This window comes from Limosilactobacillus caecicola, assembly GCF_943192935.1.
Lineage (GTDB): Bacteria > Bacillota > Bacilli > Lactobacillales > Lactobacillaceae > Limosilactobacillus > Limosilactobacillus caecicola.
The window spans coordinates 162,821-184,346 of sequence record NZ_CALPCI010000001.1 but is presented as its reverse complement, the minus strand read 5'-3'; the positions used below and the strand labels follow the sequence as shown (position 1 = coordinate 184,346).

Below are 21,526 nucleotides of genomic sequence, written 5' to 3'. Positions count from 1 at the left end.
TTGCAGCTATTTGCTACGTGCAGTTTGCGCTGCTGCAGCTGCTTGCTGCTTCATCATCGTTTTTAACTGGGTAGTAGTGACTTTCCGGTAGCCACGCGGGTAGTAAAGGGTATTGGTCCGCTTCACTAACTTATTATTCATCCCAGTTCCCGTAAAGAGGAGTTTAAAGAAGCCGTTTTGGAATTGCCACCGCGTTTCCTTTGTCACGATGGAAGCTTGAGAACCGTTGGTAGTTTTAGATTGACTATAAGTGAGTTCATTTGCTTGAGTATGTTGGGGTTTGCTTTGCTTTGGTGAAGTTTTGTAGATAAAGACATTGTCCTCGCCAGAGGTTCCCACTGGTTGATAAAGGTTGATGGGAAGGTTAGTACCCGCAGCGGAAAAGATCTTTTTACTGGTCGTGGTCGTGACCTTCTTCATTCCCCAGTGATGAGAATAGTTGGCCGTCACACCCGCGGTACACAGCACAAAGAGCACTGCAAAAAGGGTGACACCGAACTTTCGGCCCTTTTTCAAAAACATTGCACAGAGGTATAAGCCAACGGCCATCAAGAATGTAATGTAAATGAGCATTAGTCAGCCACCTCCTTGTCTTTTACGAGGTCTCGTGGGGCATTATCCTTCAAGAGGAAGGTTGCTAAGAACCCAATGAGGGAGAAGGCAACGGCGAACCAGAATGAAGCGTGGTAACCCTTTAAGTTCGCGTCAATCATTGCGGACTTATATTGCAATGGCGCGGTCGTCAACAGGTGTTTAGCGGGTTGGGCATTTTTCGTTACGTTGGTCAAAACGGACATTAAAATCGCCGTCCCGACTGAGGTGGCAACTTGCCGCATTGTGTTGTTGACAGCTGTGCCGTGCGCAATCAGGTTAAACGGCAGCGCGTTCATCCCGGAAGTGGTTACTGGCATCGTGACCATGGAAATCCCAAACATCCGAATTCCGTAGAGGATCACGATGTCCACCGTTGGTGTATCTCGGTTAACAAAGGCGAATGGTAAGGTGCCGACCAAGAGAATAAACATCCCGGTCATGGCTAATCGACGGGCCCCAAACCGGTCAAACAAGTTCCCGGTAATTGGACTCATGACCCCCATGAAGAGGGCCCCAAATAGCAGGGTTAATCCAGAATGGAAGGCAGACATTCCATGAACAATTTGCAAGTACAGTGGAATGACCAATTCGACAGCGACCATCGCCATCATAGTAATGGAACTTAGGATGGTGGCGATGGTAAATTCAAAGGTTTTGAAAACCCGGAAATCCAAGAATGGGTGGTCCAGCCGGGTTTGGCGGTAAGCCAGCAGGAAGACCAAAGCGGCCCCAACCACGATAGTAATGATTACTTCAGGGTCTAACCAACCCTTATCGCCAACCGTGGAGAATCCGTAGAGCATGCCACCAAAACCAAGGGTGGAAATAATGACGGAAGGCCAATCCAGCTGTGGATGCCGATTTTCAATTACATTCTGCACTAAGAATGGCGCACAGATAATCACGACCGCAACAATTGGAACGATCATGGCGAACAGGTTCCGCCATGATGAGTTATCGATGACCCATCCAGAAAGGGAAGGGCCAATGGCCGGTGCTAACCCGATCACGAGTCCGTTAATTCCCATGGCAGCACCACGGTGTTCAGGTGGATAGATCGTCAACATAATTGTTTGCATCAATGGCATGGTGATCCCAACACCGACGGCTTGAACCAACCGGGCAGTTAGTAAAGTACCAAAATTCGGTGCTAACCAGGCCGTCACGGTTCCAATTTCAAAAATAATCATTGCTGATGTATATAAATATTTGGTGTTGAACCGGTTACTGAGGAAGGCACTAATGGGGATCATAATCCCGTTAACCATTAAAAATCCGGTCGTTAACCATTGAACGGTGGAAGTTCCGACATTGAAGGTCTTCATTAAAACAGGGAAGGCCGTCGCCAAAATGGTTTGGTTTAAAAAGGTACAAAACGTCCCAACTAATAGGATGGCAACCATGAGAAATCGGTTATACGGTTTTCCGTTGATATCAACTGGGGTAGTATCTTGCACGCAAATCCCTTCTTTCGATAAATTTTACACAGTACCAAACACTATAGGCTTTCCAAAAACTTTTGTCAAATTATTTGACAAAGAAATCAAAAAGGCTAACATTGTATTGTGATAATTTGAGAAAAAGGAGGCTCGTTTGTGAAAAGCTTAGTGAAAGAGCTCCACCACATCTTTTTTAATTCTAAATTGCAAATTACCCTCAGTGAGCTGAGTGAGGCTAGCGAAGTGTCGCCCAGCCAAATTCGCTATTGGGAGAAAAAGGGCTACATTAAATCGATTCAAGGACAGAAAAACCAAAGCCATAAGTACACGATCAAAACGCTTGGAACGGTCATGGGGATCAAATATTACCTTAACCAAGGGTTTACCCTCAAGGCCGCGTTTGAAAAACAAGATCAAAAAAAGGACTTATTCACCGCTATTCGGACATTTGCCGTTCACCGAGTTTCAGATATTGAATTAGCCGAGAATGGGGACGTTAAAATTGACTTAGGTCCGATTGATGGTGAACCGACGAAACACGTTGTGGGCATCGTGAGTCCATCGAGCCAAACCAAGATGGTCATTGAGCCAGCCGAATAATTATTTAACGAAATCGTTTTCACAATGTTATCCTATATTATAGTTAATAAGAATTAATTTGAAGGGAATGACAATTGTGAGTGAACAATTAGTTGATTATTCGAGTCTGTCTGATGAAGCCAAGAACCACGCTCGTGAGGATTTTATTACTTTTTATATCCAACAGTTTAAGGCTGATAATTTGGAAGTAGTGTCCAACCTGGCGGATGATCAGGACTTAGCCATGGTCAATCACTTAATCGGCGAAAATAATTTTCAGACGACTGATCAATTAGTACCATTGTGTGAACGGATGGTGCCTGGTTCATTCGATCGAATTCTTGAAAGCCTTGGTGTAGAATTTAACCAAGATGGCGAACCTGAACAGACTTGGAACGCTTGGGAACGGGCCATTCATGCCAGTCTCCCGGTTGAAGACTAACAAGTAGAGTAGCGATAACGGAGTTGTGTAGAAGTCTATGACTGACACAACTCCGCTTGTTTTAATTTTAGGAGAATGTCGAATGAGAAAAACCTCAATTTATAGTCGGGATGTTATTTTGGTGATGGCCGCTTCGTTCTTTTTCATGTTTAGTACGATGTTTGTTACACCATTAATGAACGGTTATGCGCGTAATCTGGGTGCCACGGCTAGTTTTGCGGGAATTATTGTGGGGATTATGAGTGTTGCCTCCCTGTTTTTGCGCCCGGTGGCTGGCAACTTGACCGACCGCTATTCCAAATATGGTTTGTCCTTTTTAGGTGGGATCTTAATTGTCATCGGGGTGGTTGGCTATGCTGTCACACCCAATAGTGAATTACTATTAGTCTTTCGACTTATTAATGGGGTTGGATATGTTCTTGATACGGTTTGTATGACCACCTGGTTGGCCGCCTTGGTTCCGCGGCAACACGTCGGTGAAGCAATGGGTTTCTATGGCCTTATGAACGCGTTGGCAATGGCGATTGGGCCCGCAATTTCTATTAATATTTACCAAACGGTTGGTTATCGACATTCCATGTTTCTATCCGCCTTATCGGCACTCTTGATGGTAATCATGATCCAGTTTGTTCAGCAAAAGGGGATGCCAGTTAGTCATGAAAAGAAGAAAATGCAGTTTAAGGTAATTCAAAAGGATGCCTTTCCGGTAGCTATTTTAATTACTTTGTTTGCGCTCCCGTACTTTGCGACCCAGGCTGATATTGTGACTTACGTTGCCCAACGGCGGATTGACGTTGCTGTTGGCTCCTTTTTCCTGATTTATGCGGTCATTTTACTAGTTCTCCGGATCATCTTAAAAAACCTCTTTGATACGGTGAGCTTTGGTTGGTGGTTGCTGGCTAGTACCATTGCCACGGCCTTTTATCTCCTCATGCTGGCGATCATGCATAATAATTGGCAGATGGCACTTGGCGCTGCTGGCATGGCGGTTGGTTACGGAATTATTTATTCTGTTCTGCAATCGACTGCATTGCTGCTGGCCCCATTAAGCGAACAGGGCTTGGCTTCTTCTACCTTTTATTTAGGGATGGATATCGCCATGTCACTTGGTCCCATTCTTGGTGGGGTAATTGATAGTACGTTACCAATCCGCTGGTATTACCCGGCTATGATGGGGTTAGTACCGATCATTATTATTGTCTATGTGATCTATCACCGTAGTTTGAACGGGGCGATCCATAATCACTAGTGATCAGACTTCTCATTAATTCGGTCTTGTGGTAAACTGGTTCTAGTTACTTTGAACGGAAAAATATAACTAGTTTGTTTCACATTCGAACCAATCAGTGGCCATTAACCCACGGCTGCTCTTTTGGCGTACCCTTTTTGGGATCCTACATAACAAGTTATAAATAAACTGAATTAAAGGAAGGTACTATGCAAAAATTAAAGATTAAGAATAATGAAGTTGCATTTTACGCAGTCGGTGGACTGGGTGAAATTGGTAAAAATATGTACTGTGTGCAATTTCAAGATGAAATCATTGTGATTGACTGTGGGGTCTTATTCCCTGAAGATGAACTACTGGGTGTTGATTATGTAATCCAAAACTATGATTACCTGGTTGAAAATAAGGATAAAATCAAGGGAATCTTTATTACCCACGGTCACGAAGACCACATTGGGGGCTTGCCGTTCTTCTTACAAAAGGTGAACGCCCCAATTTACGCGGGACCGTTTGCCATGTCCTTGATTCGTGGGAAGTTGGATGAAAAGCACCTCTTGCGGGATGCCGAACTTCACGAAATTAACGAATTCGATACGGTTCACTTTAAGAAACTGTGGGTCAGCTTCTTTAGAACTACGCACTCGATTCCCGATACTTTAGGGGTTGCAGTCCACACTCCTCAAGGGACGATTGTTCAAACTGGTGACTTTAAGTTTGACTTGACGCCAGTTGGTAACTTACCGGCACCCAATTTCCAACAAATGGCTAAGTTAGGTGAAGAAGGGGTGCTATTGTTGACCTCAGACTCCACCAACGCTGAACGACCACAATTTACGAAGTCTGAACGCTGGGTTGATATTCACATTCGGCGGGTCTTTGAACGAATTAAGGGTCGGATCATCTTTGCGTCCTTTGCATCGAACGTTTACCGGTTACGTGAAGCCGTCGATGCCGCTTTGAAGCAGGGACGGAAAATCGCCGTGTTCGGACGGAGCATGGAAAATGCGATTGAAGCAGGTCAACGGTTGGGTTACCTCAACATTCCGGAAAAATCGCTGATTGATCCCAATGAAATTAATTCCTACCCACCAGAAAAGGTGCTGATTATGTGTACTGGTTCGCAGGGTGAACCGATGGCTGCCTTGAGCCGGATTGCTAACGGGACCCACCGACAAATCAGTATTCAACCTGGTGATACGGTTGTCTTCTCCAGTAACCCGATTCCTGGTAACACGATTAGTGTGAACGCCCTTATCAATAAGCTCGAGGAAGATGGCGCAGAGGTCATCCACGGTTATGTGAACAATATTCACACTTCTGGGCACGGTGGCCAAATTGATGAAGAATTAATGCTCCGGCTTATGAAGCCGAAGTTCTTTGCTCCGGTGCACGGTGAATATCGGATGCAAAAGATCCACACGAAGTTGGCACAGCTGACGGGAGTTCCCAAGGATCATTGCTTTATCCTTCAAAACGGTGATGTCCTGGCCTTGACCAAGGATACTTGCCGGTTGGCTGATCATATCGACAGCATGGGGGACGTTTACATCGATGGTCGTGACGTGAATGATTCTGTTGGTAATCCAGAAATTCGTGAACGGCGGATGCTATCCGAAGAAGGGGTCGTGACCGCCATTGCCGTGATTGACATGAAGGACAAGCAGATTGTTGCGGGTCCAGATATTGTTTCCCGGGGCTTTGTCTACATGCACGAGTCCCAAGAACTGATTAAAGCGGCAAATCATGAGGTCTTCTGGGCAATTTTGAATACCTTTAAGAACCATGCCCACCCGGACCGTCGGGTGATCAACCGGACCATTGTCAGTCGTTTGCAGAAACTTCTGTACCAACGGACTGGTCGCCGGCCAGTGATTATTCCCATGGTCACGATTTTGAATGATAGTGAGGGACGCAAAGAAGTTGGTGAAAAGCGGCATAACAATCATCATCGTGGTCACCATAGTCATCGTGGCACTAACCAACACCAGCAAACTGCAAAACCAAATCACCAGTCTACGGAAAAAGTGACTGAATAGGACAAGAAGCGGGCCGAGCATTAGCTTGACCCGCTTTCTAAATCTTCTTGATAATTCATAAATTAGTCTTTTGATTAATGAATGAGTTTGTTATCATCGAGGTAGCTCTTATTTTGTTTTGTAGAATGGAGGAATGAATATGTCAGGAAGAGATTACCTCCACATCTGGTATATCGCCCAATCGGCGGTAATTTTATTCTTGTTACTATTGATCGCTGCGTGGGAAGCCTATTATGGAATTCGGCTGGTGATGGTCGTCATTCCAGTGGCCCTGATTATGTTGCTAGCGATTGTGAGTGCGACGTTGCCTCAATTACCACACTGGTTACAGTTAATTAATCGGTGGCTCCAGGCAGTCTGCCAGCCATTCATTTTGGCGATTGTGTGGGGCATGGTAACCCGAATCCTCATCGCGCGGTTACAATTGCCGGCTCGGGGAATTGTCGCGTTGGGGATGCTTTATTACATTGTGATGTTTGCCCCCTTTGCGAGTGAAATTGGTGGTCAGTTTCAATGGGCGGTCAGCCGAATTTGCTACCTATTTTGGTGGTTAAGCTGCATTTCTACCATGGGTGTTGGCTTACCCATGAAGTTTGCTGGTCCGCACACCTTTGTGGTGTTAATCAGCACGGGGGCGGTTGCCGCCATTGCCTATTTTGTAATGGTGACGACTGTGATGCGTTCTTGGAAATTATCGTGGCCCGGCATTAAACCGCAGTTTGGTTGGGGCTTTAGTTGGTGGGTCTTGATTACCCTTGTTCTTGTTGATGTGCTCTTTACTATTTGGAACGCCTACGGGGCAGGGGATAGTTGGAAAAATATGTTCTTTAGCTATGATTTTCATGGCATTCGACCAACTGGTACGTTGACGATGCAGGCTTTTGAAGCGGGGGTAGCTGAAGAAACCCTCTGTCGTTTTGGTATTTTGGGTTGTGCGCTCTATGCTTTTCGTCGGTTTGAAAACCGCATTCCTTATGCCGTCCTGCTAAGTTCAGCCCTGTTTGGTTTGATTCACTACACTAACCTGGCCGAGCAAACCTTTTCGTTAACGACCGTGCAAGTATTAAGTGCCTTTGCAATGGGGCTCTTCTTCTGTGTCGTTTACCTTTATACCGGGCAACTGTGGATTACCATGCTGATGCACTTTTTAATCGATTGGACATCATTTACGATCTCTGGTTCGGCAGTGATGAGTGGCCAGGCTGGCGCCATGGATTGGATCACTTTAGCAGTCCAAATGGTAGTCTTTGTTGGTGTCACGATTTGGATGATGTTTGGTAACCGCCGGCACGTAATGAAGCGGCATGCTGACCGGTTAATCGGGGAAGACCAACGCTTTGGCTTTCGCTTACAGTTTAATTAGCTAAAAAAGGTTCTGCCAACGTGGAACCTTTTTTATAATGCGGTATGAATCATTTTGATGTGCTTGCGGTCAGCTTCAATAAACGGTTCGCCCACTTCTTTAAAATCAAATTTGGCGTAATACCCGGTTACTTGGTATTGGGCGTGGATCACGATTTCATTTCCTGGGAAATGTTTTTGAATCCCATCCAAAATATGTTGCAATAGTGGGGTTCCTAATCCTTGACCGCGGTGAGCATTATCAATCACGACCCGGCCAAAGGAAACTTGATCCCCTAATGTAAAGTAACGGGCGTAAGCGACGACGTGACCACTGTCGGTTGCAAAAATGTGGCGGGCAGTGAGGTCTTGATCGTCAGGATCACAGTAGTCACTATGTTGTTCGGTATTAAAGACCGTCGCCCTCAATTTATAGATTTCAAATAGTTGCTTCACAGTTAATTCAGCGAAGTTTTTGTTATGCCATTCCATTGGTGAGGCCCTCCTGAAAAGTTATTAGGGACCATTTTAGCATGGTGGTGGTGATCTGAGAATAGTAAAAGGTATTTGTAACGGTAATGATGTTTACTAATTATCAAAAAAAGTTTAGGTTAGGCTAAAAATAGTCATTTACAAAATCAAATTCCGTAGTAGTATGAATAGTGAAAACTGACGAAATGCTAATGACAGGCTTTGTTATTTAGCGGATTAGAGAGGGGAAATTTTACGATGTTGGAAGTTAAACCGAAAAAATTTCACAAAATTTTGGTCGGGGTTGATGATGCTCCGGACGCCCGCGCAGCATTTGCGTATGCTGTTGATAAGGCAAAACGTGATGATTCCGAATTAGGGATTGTCTCCGTTTATGAAACCAACGACGTGAATGTTTACCAGGCTTTGAGCCGGGATTATGTTCACTCCAGTCGTGAGGAACTGAAAGAACGGATCAACGAGTACGTGGAAGCAGCGATTGATTATGGCGTTGATCCGAAGAAAATTACCGCAATCATCGATGAGGGTGAACGGCCAGCAGAACGAATTTGCAATCACGTCATCCCTGAATTCCACCCTGACTTGCTGATTGTCGGTTCGATTGGAAAAGCTGGTAATCGCCACACGGTGGGTTCACAAGCTTCTTACATGGTAAAACATTCTGGTACCTCAGTCTTTGTAATTCGGACTGAATCGACCGAAAACTAACTAATCATGGGCCATAACTACAATCTCCTTCCAGGTTGCAGTTGTGGCCCTTTTATTAATAATAATTCTAAATAATTGAAGTTAAATGTTGAATTAACTTTATTTCTTTTGCCAATAAGATTATAATGATTCTAAATTAATTGGAAGGGGTAGTCAAAATGGTGAAGAAAATGTCATTAGCACAGAAAATTAATGTGCTGCGGGCGACAGTGATGGGCGCCAATGACGGGATCATTTCGGTTGCGGCCATCGTAATTGGGGTTGCGGCCGCAACTAATAATAGTTATTCTATTTTAATTTCTGGGTTGTCAGGAAGCCTTGCTGGAACCATTTCAATGTGCATGGGAGAATATGTTTCGGTTAGCAGTGAAAAGGATTCACAACGTAAGGCGATCACTGAGGAACAGCAACGCTTGAAACATGATTTCGCTGGTGAATATGATTACGTCAAGCAAAAATACTTGGCTCAGGATATCGATCCACAGTTAGCGGAGCAGGCGACAAAGGAATTGATGGAAAAGGATGCGATGACAACAGCCGTCCAAGAACGGTACGGTTTTAACCCGCATGAATTCACTAGTCCCTATGCCGCGGCCATTTCATCGTTTATTTCTTTTCCTTTGGGATCAGTGCTCCCAATGTTGGCGGTAACGTTGTTTCCGCCGGCACAACGGATCATTGCGACCGTGATTGCCGTGACAATCGCTCTTGTGATTACGGGCTACTTGGCAGCAGTTTTAGGGAACAACCCGAGTCGTTGGAAGTCGGTGGTGCGCAACACCGTTTCTGGCCTCTTAACGATGGGAGTGACCTTCTTAATCGGCATGTTGCTGAAACATTAATTGGGAGGATTAAAAAATGGAGTTGAAAAAAACTAACCAGCGGCAAAAGCAAACGATGCAAGAACGGTTGAACACCTTACGGGCAGGTGTGTTGGGTTCTAATGATGGGATTTTGACGGTCGTGGGGGTGCTAGTCTCAGTCGCCGCTGCGACGGCCGATCGTTTTACCATTTTCATTGCTGGATTATCTGATTTATTGGCCTGTGCTTTTTCGATGGCCTGTGGTGAGTATGCGTCCGTCAGCACCCAAAAGGATACAGAAACTTCAGCGGTGGCCCGGGAAAATGAATTACTGAAAACCGATTACCAAGCCGAATTAGATGCGGTTACCCAGCACTATATGGATAAAGGAGTTTCTGAACAGACATCCCGGGCGATTGCAACGGACCTATTACAAAAGGAACCTCTGGAAACCGTGGTTCGGGTGAAGTACGACATCGAATTGGGACACTATTTAAATCCCTGGGATGCCGCGTTTGCTTCCCTGTTTTGTGCAGCCGCCGGTGGGCTCTTGCCATTAATGGCAATGACCTTTGTCCCGGGGACGCTCATGAAGTGGGGAGCCACCATTTTGGCAGTGGCCCTCACCAGCGCGCTGACTGGCTTTATTAGTTCCAAACTGGGCAATGGGTTAGTCAAACTGGCTGTAATCCGCAATATTGTCATTGGTTTAATTACGATCACCATCCACTATGGGGTAGGAAAGTTATTCTAAATGAAATTGCCGTCAACCAAATGGCTGGCGGCAATTTTGTTTAGTTACAGAAATGTTTTTCATCGGCGTCCGTATCAAAGAGGTCTTCCTGCCGACCCCGTTGGCATTCAGCCTGTAACGTGACGTGGCTAATGTTATATTTATTTGTTAGTAGTTGTTCAATTTTTCGGTAAATGGGTTCACATTCACTAATTTTCATGTCACGACAATTGATGTGAGCAGAGAAAACGATGCGGTGTTCATCCATGGACCAAGCATGCAGGTGATGGACACCCTCGACACCATCAATCGCTAAAATATCCTTTTCAATGGCCGGGTAATCAAGTTGGGGTGCTGATTGCATCAGAATTTCGATCGTCTTTCTGATAATCGGCCAAGCCTCATATGCAATGTAGATGGCCACGGCAATGGTTAAGAGCGGGTCTAACCAGGTAACGTCGACAAACATCAGGATGATGGCACCGATGATCACCGCAACTGATGAGAGACTGTCGCTGAGGACATGGAGGTAGGTTGCTTTAATATTCAAGCTATCGTGACTACCAGCATGCAGGAGTGCTGCCGAAACCAGATTGGCAATTAAGCCAATGACCGCCACGATCAGCATAATCTGGCCGTTGATCGGTTCAGGATGCTGAAAACGTTTTACGGCTTCAATGATTAAAAACACCGACATTATGATCAGAAAGAGGGCGTTGAGAAAGGCCGCCAAAATTTCTGCACGGCGGTAACCAAACGTCCGACGACTGTTTTCGGGACGTCCAGCGATGACTTGGGCAACGTACCCGAGGATGATCGAAAGGGAGTCCCCAAAATTATGAAAGGCATCCGAAAGCAACGCCAGGCTTCCGGAAACGAGTCCACCGATGATTTCAACCACAGTGATGATCACGTTTAAGACGGTCACGAGGAAAAAACGGCGGCCGTTCAGCTGTTGTTTATCCATGAAAAAAACTCCTCAAACAGATTTATAACAAAAAAGTTAGGTAATCCAAATTTACTGCCTTAATAATATGCTATAATCATCTTACGTTCAACTCAAAATCAGAGTAAATAAGTACGAAAGAAGGCTGATGGCGATAAATGACGCCGATGAAAGAGGACTATCTCAAAATTATCTTTGAACTTGGTGGGGGCAAGAAAAAGGTTTCCAATAAGGATATTTCGCTGGGCTTGGGAATCGCGGCGGGCTCAGTTACTGAAATGATTACGAAACTGTCTGAAGAAGGCCTGGTTGCGCATGAACCTTACGCTGGAATTTCATTAACCCCAGAGGGTGCTAAACTGGCTGCTGAATTGGTGCGCAAACACCGCTTATGGGAAAGCTTTCTGGTGGACAAACTCGGCTACAGTATGGCAGACGTCCATTCAGAAGCTGAAATTTTGGAACATAAAACCAGTGACCGCCTTGCAGCCTCTTTAGATGATTTTCTTGGTCACCCGCAAACTTGTCCCCATGGTGGTGTCATTCCGTCGGCCACGGGCAGTTTTTCTGATGTCAGTCACCGCCTTCTCGCGGATGGCAATGATGGCGAAGAAATTGTGATCGAGCGGTTTTTAGATAACCACGAATTGTTAACCTACTTAGATGACCTGGGTTTACAACTTCACGAACGCTGCCAAATCATTAAGCATGAACCATTTGAAGGACCGATTGTGTTAAAACGGCTCCGTGATGGGAAAGAAATGATGGTGTCTTACAAAGCATCACATAATATCTTTATTAACGAATAAATAATTGACTGGGCTGGCAGGTGTCAACCCTTTTTTAATGAAAAATTGTATAATAATGGTGGTAACTAACGGAGGTGGTCAGATTATGGGCAAGTACGATCCAAAGCAACTCGCGGTTAACTGTTCTTTACTCGCGGGACAATTACTAATTGAAAATGGTGCCAATATGGAGCGGGTGAATGATACCATGTACCGAATTGCGGATAATGCTGGCCTCCATTCTTTTCAGGCGTTTACCACCGTTACCGGGATTGTGGTTTCGGCTGAACACCAGTCCAATGCCCAGGCTGTTGATATTCGTGCCCGTCATAACGACTTGAGTAAGGTGGCACGGGTGAATGAAATCTCTCGTCAGTTTGCGGTGAAAGAAATTAACTTAAATGAGATGTACCACCTTCTCAAAAAAGTTGATAAAGGGACCCCGCAATTATCGATTCTGACCCAATGTATCGGGGCAGCAGTCCTTAGTCTCACGTTAATGATTGTGTTTACGGGAGATGTCAAGGATAGCTGGGCGGCCTTTTTAATCGGTGGTTCCTGTTACTGGGTTTACCTGTATCTGCTGCGCCGGTTCAAAGTTAAGTATATGGGGGAGTTCGTTTCCTCATTGCTCATTGGCGTGATTGCCATTTTGACGACCAAATTGGGATGGACGAGTAACTTAAACGACATCATTATCGGTAGTGTGATGCCACTGGTGCCAGGAGTCCCGTTAACAAATGCCGCGCGTGATTTAGTTTCCGGCAACTTAATCAGTGGCCCAACGCGTGCTTTGGAAGCGATCATCACCGCGATTGCCATCGGCTGTGCCATTGTGATTGTCTTGCGGTATGCTTAGGGAGGTGCCAAAGTGAATTTGCAGTTGATTTTGCATTTATTACTAGAATTTATATTGGCCGATGTTGCGACCATTTGCTTTGGTATCTTGATGAATATTCCCCACAAAGCCTATTTGCCAGGCGGCATCATCGGTGGCGCGGTGTGGGTATTATACATTCTGATGTACTACCACCTTCACTTGGGCTTGGCAATGAGCAACCTGCTATCTGCAATTGCCATCTCGGTGTTGAGCTTAATGGCCGCTCGCCGGTTCCGGTTGCCGATGATTATTTTCAATGTTCCAGCATTGGTTTCATTTGTGCCCGGTGGTCAGTCCTATCAGGTTGTGCGGAACTTTGTTTCGGGAAATTATGGGACAGCCATGTCATATTTATACCAAGTAATTGTGATTGCCGGAGCAATTACGCTAGGTTTCGGGCTGGGGGATGTCATTAATGCGGCCCTGCATTACCGGCCCAAAAAATGGAAAAATCGGTGATGTTCCGATGAAGAATTTCTTATGTCGTAATGATTTGTGTTATACTCAACAAGACTAATTCAACAGGAGATAAATTTATGATTATTGAACAAGATTCTGGACGGTGGAAACGGCTGGTTGTTAGTGGCGTGTTATTCATCGTCGTTGCTGCAATGATTTATAAAAATTCAATGCTTAGCGGTACTATCGATACTGTTTTTCAGGCACTTTTCGCTAGTTCCCATGCTAATACCGCCAGTGGTGGACGGACTTTGATGGTGATTATTAGTTTTCTGGGGAGCCCGAAGATGGACATCCTTTGGACACTGATTATCGCGTTCTTCCTCTGGGGCTTTAAGTATAAGATCCCAGCCTTGTGGGCTATTTGTACCGTCCTCGGTGGTGATGTGGTTGGCTTTATTGTTAAACACATTGTTAAACGGACGCGGCCTGCTCAACACATGGCCAAGGACAGTGGTTATAGTTTCCCGAGTGGTCACGTTTTAGGATTTTTCTTAGTGGCAGCGGTTTTGTTCTTAGTGGTAATTCCATTAATTAGAAGTGCGGCTGTGCGAGTGATTTGCCAATTGCTCTTGATTATTTTCGTGGCTCTGTTAGCCGTTTCACGGGTTTACCTGTTAGCCCACTATCCATTTGATACTTTTGGGGCCATGCTCCTCGGGTATGCATGGGTGCAAATTGCAGAGTATCTGTACGTTGTACTGGCGCCTCGTATCAGTAATTGGCGGCTTGTCCATCATTCATATTATTAACACACAAAAGGCTGGGCAAATTGCTCAGCCTTTTATAATCAGTATTGGAGAAGCCATTCGTTTGCTAACTCGACCCAGTGAGCGACGTGCGGTTGCGCACCATCAGGGTGGTGCGCAACTAGTTCGTTGGCAATGTCCATGCCGTGCGGGCCATGGGTGAACAAATGAATTTCCTGGGAAATATCCTGATTCTTGAGTGCCAACGAATAGTTCAGCGAATGTTGGACGGGGACAAATTGGTCATCCATGGTATGCCAGATGAAAGTGGGGACGTTGTGGCGATTGACATGCCGGCTAGCACTAAATTTGGCTGGATTATCCGTCCATTGAGCGATTGTCTGTTCATCAACTGGAAAACCAGCATCTAAGTCAATCACTGGGTAGCCAAGCACGATTTTAGTGGGCTTTAAAACTTGGTTAGCAATCCCCGTTAAATTACTAAGCCACGGCGTTGACCAATAATCGTTATACAGGGCAGTAATATGACCACCGGCGGAAAAGCCCAAAATGAACAGCTCATCGCTGAGGTGCCACGCTTCACGGTGTTGTTTTACCAACTGCACCGCTAAGGAGAGGTCGATAAGCGGCTGTGGGTAGAGGGGCTGTTGGTCAGCTAAAAAACTGTACCGCAGGATGAAAACTTGGTAACCCTTCGCTGCAAAGGCAATGGCCGTCTTTTCGGATTCTTCTGGTGGAATATGGGTCATCGAACCACCAGGCACAATGATCAATGGCGGAAATGCCTGCCAGGGACTATTGGGAGTTGGCTCCTGCAGGTGTGCTGTCAGGGTCGCATTAGTGGCGTGGTCAGCATCGGCTAATGGAATGGTAGTAATTTGCATGGCAATAATGGTCCTTTCGTTTTGAAATGATTGTAGGTAATTATAATGGAAAATGATCAACAAGCAAAATCACGATTACTGACACGCCGGTTAACGACTAGTGACGAAGACGCACTAATTGGTATTTTACAGGACCGCTCTCTCGCAGCCAGTGCAGGCCTGATATTGATTGGCGACCAACAGACTCAGCGGTGGGTGGTTCAGCATTGGTTAACCGATGCTGAACTTTACGGTATTTATGACCGGCGTCGGTTGGTCGGGCTAATCGCCATTTTTTCGGTTCAACAAGGTGGCGAAATAGGTTACTTTATCCTTCCGGAGTACCGTCATCAGCATGTGATGACCAATGCCGTTCGGATCGTGTTGCAACAAACCCGGTTTGAACAATTAGTGGCAGAGGTTGAAAAGGCGAATCTTGCTTCACAGCGGGTGCTCATTAATAATCACTTTGGTGATGAAGATGTTAGCGGTCAGCTCGTCCGGTTTACTTGGCAAAAGTAAGGTTTGCTCATAAGCAGAATTCATGTATAATATGAATGTTATCAAGAGAAGAGGTTGCAGCCGTCAAGAGTATCACGCTGCCTTCACGCGGGTAAACGCGGGCGCGGAGAAAGGGACGACTGCCGAAACTGTGGTGAGTTTACCCTGATCACGGTTGGGACGTAACGCGAAAGCTTACGGACTGTCGTAAGAATACTTACGGAGCGCTTCGGGAATTCCGGTAATCAAGGACTTCTTTTGAGTGCGCTCAAGAGAAGTTTTTTAGATTTGGGGGATTATTGTGACAAAAGAACAGTCAAATACCGGTCAAGTGCACCGGTCACTCAAAACGCGTCACCTTTCGATGATTGCCCTCGGCGGTTCCATCGGGACGGGGCTATTTATTGCTAGTGGCTCGGCGATTACTTCCGCAGGACCAGGGGGCGCGCTAATCGCTTATACCGTGATGGGGATCATGGTGTATTTTCTCATGACGAGTTTGGCAGAAATGGCGACTTATATTCCACTGACGGGGTCTTTTGCAGCTTATGCTAGTAAATTTGTGAGTCCCGCCTTAGGGTTTGCCCTTGGTTGGAACTATTGGCTTAACTGTGCCATTACGGTGCCGGTCGAAGCGACAACGGTCGGGCTAGTTATGAACTTTTGGTTTCCCCACATTCCGTCGTGGATTTTTAGTGGCATCACCTTTGCCCTGATTTTCCTGATTAATTACTTATCCGTGAAGTCTTATGGGGAAACGGAATTCTGGTTGGCATTAGTAAAGGTGGTCACGGTTGTAGTCTTCTTAATTGTTGGGGTGCTAGTGATCCTGGGCATCATGGGTGGCCATGGCCCAGTTGATTTACAGAATTTCACTTATAAAAAAGCTCCATTTGTGAACGGAATTCCCGGAATTATTAGTGTATTCTTGGTGGCCGGTTTCTCATTCCAGGGGACTGAAATGATCGGGATTGCCGCTGGGGAATCCGAAAACCCCGAGAAGAGTGTTCCAGAGGCAATTAAGTCCACTTTCTGGCGGATTTTACTGTTCTACATTTGTACGATTTTTGTCATCGCCTGCATTTTACCGTATACCGATAAAAACCTGTTAAGTTCAGACGTGACGGATATTGTGACGAGTCCGTTTACTCTGGTCTTCAAGCGAGCTGGTTTAGCAGCGGCCGCTAGTGTAATGAATACGGTGATCTTGGTAGCCGTTCTCTCTTCTGCTAATTCATGGATGTATGCGTCAACACGGATGCTCTTCTCACAGGCGCGGGAAGGGTATGCTTGGCGGATGTTTGGTTATGTCAACAAGCGGGGAATCCCAATCTATGGCTTGCTCGGGACCACCGTTATCGGCTTGGTGATCTGGTTCACCCAATTTATGGGTCCCCAAGCCTATAATTATTTAATCGGGGCTTCAGGGTTGTCCGGGTTCATCGCCTGGTTGGGGATTGCCATTAGCCACTATCGTTTCCGGCGGGCATTTATTAAGCAGGGGCATGATTTAAGTGAATTGAAATATCATGCTACCATGTTCCCGTTTGGCCCGATTTTCGCCTTCATTCTGTGTGTGATCGTAATTCTATGCCAAAACTTAGATGCGTTTGCGAAACTTGATTGGCAAAGTATTGCGGTTACTTACATGACGATTCCGATTTTCATCATTTTATACTTGTACTATAAATTAAAATACGGTAGTCACTTGATCCCGTTAGAAAATGTCGATTTATCACGGCGAACGAAGGGTGAAAGCTACGAAGCGGAAGATAAATAATTACAGTTTGGAAATTAATTTTCCAAACTTTTTTCTTGCGACAATTTGATGACATTGGTCGCAATTCTTTTAATTAGGTGATTAATTAAAGATAGATCGCCGGACAATTGTTCATTTTTAATGCTACAATAGTTTGTTGTGACGAGAGATTATACGGAGGAAGATTTCATAATGATTGTGTTAGCCGGAACCATCGGTGCAGGAAAAACAAGTTTAACGAAGCTCTTATCCAAGCATTTAGATAGTCAGCCATTTTTTGAATCGGTGGATGATAATCCAATTTTGCCACTGTTTTATCAGGATCCACAAAAGTACGGTTTTCTGCTACAAATTTACTTTTTGAATCGGCGCTTAGATGAAATTAAGGGTTCCTTTGATAATGACCTGAACGTGTTAGATCGTTCCATTTTCGAAGATTCACTCTTATTCAAATTAAATGCGGATTTAGGCCGGGCAACCCATACTGAATCTGATATTTATACTTCGCTGCTTCATAACATGATGGAAGAATTACCTGAAGAGAAACATCAAAAGGCGCCCAACCTGTTGATCCATATTCAAGTGTCATTTGAGACAATGTTGGAGCGGATTAAAAAGCGGGGGCGTTCATACGAACAAATTGATAAGGATCCAAGCTTGTACAAGTATTACCAGGAACTTAATCAGCGCTATCAACAGTGGTATGCGGACTACGACTTGAGCCCGAAGATGGTCATCGACGGTGATCAGTATGACTTTGTCGAAGATGATCATGCAGCTGACCAGGTATTGTCACTGATTGATGACAAACTGGTTAGTCTGGGCTTGAAATAAGCATTGACAATTAAATTGAACTAGCTTAAACTAATTTAAGTCAAGTTAGTTCAGTTATGGAGGATTAGCTCAGTTGGGAGAGCGTCTGCCTTACAAGCAGAGGGTCACAGGTTCGAGCCCTGTATCCTCCATTTTTTTGCGGATATGGCGGAACTGGCAGACGCGCAAGATTTAGGTTCTTGTGTCTTTATGGCGTGGAGGTTCGAATCCTCTTATCCGCATTCTCTTGGTCACTACGGACGGGTAGTGGCCGTTTTTTATTGGCAAAATAATTTGATTTTTTTACGGTTTCATATTGACGATAACTGAGAAAACTAGTATTATTAAACACTGTTGAAGGAGTTCAACGGTAAAGTTAAATACTTAATGCGGAAGTAGTTCAGTGGTAGAACATCACCTTGCCATGGTGGGGGTCGCGGGTTCGAATCCCGTCTTCCGCTTTTTTGCACCCATAGCGCAATTGGATAGAGTGTCTGACTACGAATCAGAAGGTTGCAGGTTCGACTCCTGCTGGGTGCATCACTTTATGGCGTGGCAGACTCCGTGAGAAGCTGCTACGCTTGTTTTGTAAAGTGACCCTTTCGGAAATTAGCTCAGCTTGGTAGAGCGCTGCGTTCGGGACGCAGAGGTCGCAAGTTCGAATCTTGTATTTCCGATCATTAGAGAATCTCATTACCATGGTTGATGTAATGGGGTTCTCTTTTTTGTTTTCAGTTATCTCAGGCCATTTCTGAGAGATTTTTGATTGTCTTTTGCCAAATTTAGTAAAATAGAATTAAGCGCTCATTAAATATTTGGAGGAGATGGATGTATGATCGGTACAATGGCAAACGTTGTGGCCATTTTAATTGGGACCTCGATTGGTTGCCTGGCTAAAAATGGCATTAAGAAAAAGTACGAGAATGTTCTGTTTCTAGCAATGGGTTTGGCTGCCCTAGGGATTGGTTTACAAAACGTTGTGAATAACATCCCCAAAAGCCATTATCCCGTGCTATTTATCGTCAGTTTAGCAGTGGGTGGACTGCTAGGAACCTGGTGGGATTTAGATGCCCACTACAATCGGATCATTGACAAATTTAGCAACGGCCATGGCTCTCAGATTGGCAAGGGGATTGCGACTGGTGTCTTGCTGTATTGTATTGGGGCCTTATCAATCGTGGGCCCCGTAATGGCGGCGGTAAAGGGAGATAATACGATGCTTTTTACTAACGCCATGCTCGACTTCGTCTCATCGATTGTCTTTGGTGCCAGTTTTGGGTGGGGCATGTTAGCATGTGCGCCAGTCCTCTTATGCTGGCAAGGTGGGATCTTTTTAATTGCCAAGTACTTCTCCGCCTCATTTTTTAGTAACTCCTTAATTACCGAGATTGCGATCGTCGGTGGCTTTTTAATTGCTACTACGGGGATTACTTTGCTGAAATTACGGGAGATTAAAACCCTTAATTTACTGCCATCACTCTTAATTCCCATTCTTTTCTTTTTAGTGCAAATGTGGATTTAATTTTTAGGAATTTCTTTAGTTCAATCCTTTATTAAAGAGATTCCCTTCCATTGTGGTATAATTAACTTAATAAAGTAAATTGTACTATCAGGAGGGTCATATGATTTCAATTAATCCATCAAAATTTGCGTTAGCCTGTGTTCAAAGTAGTTCAGATCAGTTGAGTGTTCGTGATAAGCTTGACCTGTATAAGCGGGCTTACATTGTGGCGGATCAACTGTCGAAACAACAGACAAAACAGCAAACCCAAGAAGTCAAAGAAATTGCTGGTAAAAAGACTAAAGAAGTGAAAGATTTTGCCGGTGAAAACCTGCAAAAGGCTCACCACGCGGTTAAAAACTTGTTGAACCGGAGTGAGAAATAGGCGAATTGGCCAACATTATCACGCAATTCACCAATAATATCTGATTGTTTTGATATAATACACCTTGTAGAGTGGTTCAAAATTAACCGGTACTTCAACTGAGGTATCGGTTTTTTGCTTAATTTTTTGGTAATCTTAACGGTGACGTTCGATTATTGACAAAGGTTGTGGTATATTAATGTGACTATGATATTAGGAGGAGTGCCTTCGATGAACGCTTGGCTAATGGACTTCATTAACCACTTTGGCTATTTGGCAATCGCCGGCTTGATCGCTTTAGAAAACATTTTCCCACCCCTGCCATCAGAAGTGATTCTGACGATGAGCGGCTTTCTGACCACCTCAACTCGCTTAACGATTGTTGGTACAATTATTGCTTCAACGCTCGGGTCATTAATTGGCGCTGTTGCCCTCTATTGGATTGGGCGTCAATTAACGGTGGACCGGCTTTCACGCTTGTTAGAAGGGCGGTTATTTAAAATTCTCGGTTTCCATGCTGAGGATGCGCAGCGTTCAGTAAATTGGTTTCAGCAACATGGGACACCAGGAATTCTTTACGGTCGTTGTATTCCAGTGATCCGGAGCTTAATTTCCATTCCAGCAGGGATTGCGCAAACAGCCTTTGGGAAGTTTTGTGTATTAACGACCATTGGTAGTGCAATTTGGAATACGATTTTAATTACCTTGGGAGCTTTACTTGGTGACTCATGGCAGCAAATTGTGCTCATTTTCGATGAATACACCACCGTTGCCATCGTGATCATGGGACTAGCGATCTGTTACTTAGCTTGGCGCTGGTACCAGCAAAGAATTAAAAAATAATGGACGATTGATTGAGCAGTGATTATGGAACAACAAGAGTTAAAACAATTAATTGAGCAAGTCAATACTACAGTTGCAGAGGTGTATCAAAAGCGCAATGGGCAACCATCGTTTTGGTTTACGCACGCCCCCATTACTGGTACCTATGTTTTACAACTAACCTTTCAGCACCGGATTAGTCCAGAAATCGTGGGTGAGACAATTTTAGAAGTCAATGATCAAAAGATGGGGTTAGCCGACTTTTGTGTCCTCTTAAATGCACTGAGTGCGGAATGGAACTTTCGGTTGTTAGCGCACGCTTTTGATAAACCAACGTTGGCTTACTTGCGTCAACACGTTAACGCACACATTCGAGAAGATATTGTGATATAGGTGACGTCATGAGACGTTGCCTTTTTTGCTGGCTGCTGCCTGGTGGTGTAATTCTGCAGAGTGTTCTGATAAGAAAAAGCCAAATTAGTTCCCGATTAATTAGGTTTGTTTCTGCAGTCGAAACATCTAATTTGCTGGAATGGGCGAATCCCGTTAGCCCAGCATCATCAATGACCCCCCATTGAAGAATCAATTGCAAGGTAGACTCCCTCCCTGCGCGCAAGCGGGCCGCCACCTGAGCGCCGATTTCTTTGATGACTAGTTCAATTTCAGCTTGTTGAACGTAGTCTTTGGCGAGGACTTGTGAATTACCGATGCTCTTGTCTTGGTGG

The 21,526-nt window shown here is 44.9% G+C and carries 25 protein-coding genes, 5 tRNA genes and 1 riboswitch; of the genes, 24 read left to right on the top strand and 6 right to left on the bottom strand.

Annotated elements, in window-relative coordinates:
* Positions 1-6 precede the first annotated feature (6 nt).
* A complete protein-coding gene (locus NFR43_RS00925; protein ID WP_251545553.1) occupies positions 7-573 on the bottom strand; it encodes a DUF4811 domain-containing protein in 567 nt (188 codons plus the stop codon).
* Positions 573-1,997: an MDR family MFS transporter gene (locus NFR43_RS00920; protein WP_251546182.1), complete on the bottom strand. Its 1,425-nt coding sequence runs from the start codon at positions 1,995-1,997 to the stop codon at positions 573-575. The genes NFR43_RS00925 and NFR43_RS00920 overlap by 1 nt, the downstream gene beginning before the upstream one ends.
* A 192-nt stretch (positions 1,998-2,189) precedes the next feature.
* Between NFR43_RS00920 and NFR43_RS00915 the strand changes: the two genes are divergently transcribed.
* From NFR43_RS00915 to NFR43_RS00895, 5 genes are all read left to right on the top strand, one after another.
* Entirely contained in the window at positions 2,190-2,633 is a 444-nt protein-coding gene (locus NFR43_RS00915) for a MerR family transcriptional regulator (RefSeq protein WP_251545552.1), read from the top strand.
* Between the two features lie 76 nt (positions 2,634-2,709).
* Positions 2,710-3,054 (top strand): hypothetical protein, encoded by a 345-nt coding sequence (locus NFR43_RS00910; RefSeq protein WP_251545551.1) that lies wholly within the window; start codon positions 2,710-2,712, stop codon positions 3,052-3,054.
* An 82-nt stretch (positions 3,055-3,136) separates the two neighbouring features.
* Positions 3,137-4,303: an MFS transporter gene (locus NFR43_RS00905; protein ID WP_251545550.1), complete on the top strand. Its 1,167-nt coding sequence runs from the start codon at positions 3,137-3,139 to the stop codon at positions 4,301-4,303.
* A 188-nt stretch (positions 4,304-4,491) separates the two neighbouring features.
* Positions 4,492-6,318 carry a ribonuclease J1 gene (gene rnjA, locus NFR43_RS00900; RefSeq protein ID WP_251545549.1) on the top strand — a complete coding sequence of 609 codons (1,827 nt, stop codon included), beginning with the start codon at positions 4,492-4,494 and terminating at the stop codon, positions 6,316-6,318.
* 139 nt (positions 6,319-6,457) lie between these two features.
* On the top strand, positions 6,458-7,681 hold the full coding sequence (locus NFR43_RS00895) for a CPBP family intramembrane glutamic endopeptidase (protein ID WP_251545547.1): 1,224 nt from the start codon (positions 6,458-6,460) through the stop codon (positions 7,679-7,681).
* Between the two features lie 32 nt (positions 7,682-7,713).
* On the opposite strand, the gene NFR43_RS00890 is transcribed toward NFR43_RS00895, so the two are convergent.
* Positions 7,714-8,151: a GNAT family N-acetyltransferase gene (locus tag NFR43_RS00890; protein ID WP_251545544.1), complete on the bottom strand. Its 438-nt coding sequence runs from the start codon at positions 8,149-8,151 to the stop codon at positions 7,714-7,716.
* Between the two features lie 237 nt (positions 8,152-8,388).
* Between NFR43_RS00890 and NFR43_RS00885 the strand changes: the two genes are divergently transcribed.
* The 3 genes from NFR43_RS00885 to NFR43_RS00875 all read left to right on the top strand — a co-directional run bounded on the left by NFR43_RS00885 (position 8,389) and on the right by NFR43_RS00875 (position 10,416).
* A complete protein-coding gene (locus NFR43_RS00885; protein WP_251545543.1) occupies positions 8,389-8,859 on the top strand; it encodes a universal stress protein in 471 nt (156 codons plus the stop codon).
* 158 nt (positions 8,860-9,017) lie between these two features.
* Entirely contained in the window at positions 9,018-9,701 is a 684-nt protein-coding gene (locus NFR43_RS00880) for a VIT1/CCC1 transporter family protein (protein ID WP_251545541.1), read from the top strand.
* 16 nt (positions 9,702-9,717) lie between these two features.
* Complete coding sequence (locus NFR43_RS00875) at positions 9,718-10,416, top strand: VIT1/CCC1 transporter family protein (RefSeq protein ID WP_251545540.1); 699 nt, start codon at positions 9,718-9,720, stop codon at positions 10,414-10,416.
* Positions 10,417-10,456: 40 nt separating this feature from the next.
* Here NFR43_RS00875 and NFR43_RS00870 read toward each other — a convergent pair whose 3' ends face one another.
* Positions 10,457-11,362 carry a cation diffusion facilitator family transporter gene (locus NFR43_RS00870; RefSeq protein WP_251545539.1) on the bottom strand — a complete coding sequence of 302 codons (906 nt, stop codon included), beginning with the start codon at positions 11,360-11,362 and terminating at the stop codon, positions 10,457-10,459.
* A gap of 137 nt (positions 11,363-11,499) precedes the next feature.
* On the opposite strand from NFR43_RS00870, the gene NFR43_RS00865 reads away from it, so the two are divergent.
* The 4 genes from NFR43_RS00865 to NFR43_RS00850 all read left to right on the top strand — a co-directional run bounded on the left by NFR43_RS00865 (position 11,500) and on the right by NFR43_RS00850 (position 14,220).
* On the top strand, positions 11,500-12,150 hold the full coding sequence (locus NFR43_RS00865; RefSeq protein ID WP_251545538.1) for a metal-dependent transcriptional regulator: 651 nt from the start codon (positions 11,500-11,502) through the stop codon (positions 12,148-12,150).
* An 85-nt stretch (positions 12,151-12,235) separates the two neighbouring features.
* Positions 12,236-12,988, top strand: coding sequence for a threonine/serine exporter family protein (locus NFR43_RS00860; protein ID WP_251545537.1), 753 nt, complete (start codon positions 12,236-12,238; stop codon positions 12,986-12,988).
* Between the two features lie 24 nt (positions 12,989-13,012).
* On the top strand, positions 13,013-13,468 hold the full coding sequence (locus NFR43_RS00855; RefSeq protein ID WP_407658121.1) for a threonine/serine exporter family protein: 456 nt from the start codon (positions 13,013-13,015) through the stop codon (positions 13,466-13,468).
* A gap of 77 nt (positions 13,469-13,545) precedes the next feature.
* Positions 13,546-14,220, top strand: coding sequence for a phosphatase PAP2 family protein (locus NFR43_RS00850; protein ID WP_251545536.1), 675 nt, complete (start codon positions 13,546-13,548; stop codon positions 14,218-14,220).
* 38 nt (positions 14,221-14,258) lie between these two features.
* Here NFR43_RS00850 and NFR43_RS00845 read toward each other — a convergent pair whose 3' ends face one another.
* Positions 14,259-15,062, bottom strand: a complete 804-nt coding sequence (locus NFR43_RS00845) for an alpha/beta hydrolase (protein ID WP_251545535.1) — start codon at positions 15,060-15,062, stop codon at positions 14,259-14,261.
* A 45-nt stretch (positions 15,063-15,107) separates the two neighbouring features.
* Here NFR43_RS00845 and NFR43_RS00840 point away from each other — a divergent pair, with 45 nt between their 5' ends.
* The 12 genes from NFR43_RS00840 to NFR43_RS00785 all read left to right on the top strand — a co-directional run bounded on the left by NFR43_RS00840 (position 15,108) and on the right by NFR43_RS00785 (position 21,194).
* Positions 15,108-15,563: a GNAT family N-acetyltransferase gene (locus tag NFR43_RS00840; RefSeq protein WP_251545534.1), complete on the top strand. Its 456-nt coding sequence runs from the start codon at positions 15,108-15,110 to the stop codon at positions 15,561-15,563.
* Positions 15,564-15,603: 40 nt separating this feature from the next.
* Positions 15,604-15,780, top strand: a riboswitch (Lysine riboswitch).
* A 126-nt stretch (positions 15,781-15,906) separates the two neighbouring features.
* Positions 15,907-17,322: an amino acid permease gene (locus tag NFR43_RS00835; protein WP_251546172.1), complete on the top strand. Its 1,416-nt coding sequence runs from the start codon at positions 15,907-15,909 to the stop codon at positions 17,320-17,322.
* A 171-nt stretch (positions 17,323-17,493) separates the two neighbouring features.
* On the top strand, positions 17,494-18,135 hold the full coding sequence (locus NFR43_RS00830) for a deoxynucleoside kinase (RefSeq protein WP_251545532.1): 642 nt from the start codon (positions 17,494-17,496) through the stop codon (positions 18,133-18,135).
* Between the two features lie 58 nt (positions 18,136-18,193).
* Positions 18,194-18,266 (top strand) — tRNA-Val (locus NFR43_RS00825).
* A gap of 7 nt (positions 18,267-18,273) precedes the next feature.
* A tRNA-Leu gene (locus tag NFR43_RS00820) sits at positions 18,274-18,356 on the top strand.
* 147 nt (positions 18,357-18,503) lie between these two features.
* A tRNA-Gly gene (locus NFR43_RS00815) sits at positions 18,504-18,575 on the top strand.
* 5 nt (positions 18,576-18,580) lie between these two features.
* A tRNA-Arg gene (locus NFR43_RS00810) sits at positions 18,581-18,654 on the top strand.
* Between the two features lie 63 nt (positions 18,655-18,717).
* Positions 18,718-18,791, top strand: a tRNA-Pro gene (locus NFR43_RS00805).
* A gap of 155 nt (positions 18,792-18,946) precedes the next feature.
* A complete protein-coding gene (locus NFR43_RS00800) occupies positions 18,947-19,636 on the top strand; it encodes a DUF554 domain-containing protein (RefSeq protein ID WP_251545529.1) in 690 nt (229 codons plus the stop codon).
* Between the two features lie 100 nt (positions 19,637-19,736).
* Positions 19,737-20,000, top strand: coding sequence for a hypothetical protein (locus NFR43_RS00795; protein WP_251545528.1), 264 nt, complete (start codon positions 19,737-19,739; stop codon positions 19,998-20,000).
* A gap of 210 nt (positions 20,001-20,210) precedes the next feature.
* Positions 20,211-20,822: a DedA family protein gene (locus NFR43_RS00790; RefSeq protein ID WP_251545526.1), complete on the top strand. Its 612-nt coding sequence runs from the start codon at positions 20,211-20,213 to the stop codon at positions 20,820-20,822.
* A gap of 24 nt (positions 20,823-20,846) precedes the next feature.
* The gene (locus NFR43_RS00785; protein WP_251545524.1) at positions 20,847-21,194 is read left to right on the top strand and encodes a hypothetical protein; all 348 of its coding nucleotides are present in this window, start codon (positions 20,847-20,849) and stop codon (positions 21,192-21,194) included.
* Here NFR43_RS00785 and NFR43_RS00780 read toward each other — a convergent pair.
* Positions 21,160-21,510 (bottom strand): DinB/UmuC family translesion DNA polymerase, encoded by a 351-nt coding sequence (locus tag NFR43_RS00780; RefSeq protein ID WP_275087092.1) that lies wholly within the window; start codon positions 21,508-21,510, stop codon positions 21,160-21,162. The two genes, NFR43_RS00785 and NFR43_RS00780, sit on opposite strands and share 35 nt — an antisense overlap.
* Between the last annotated feature and the right edge of the window lie 16 nt (positions 21,511-21,526).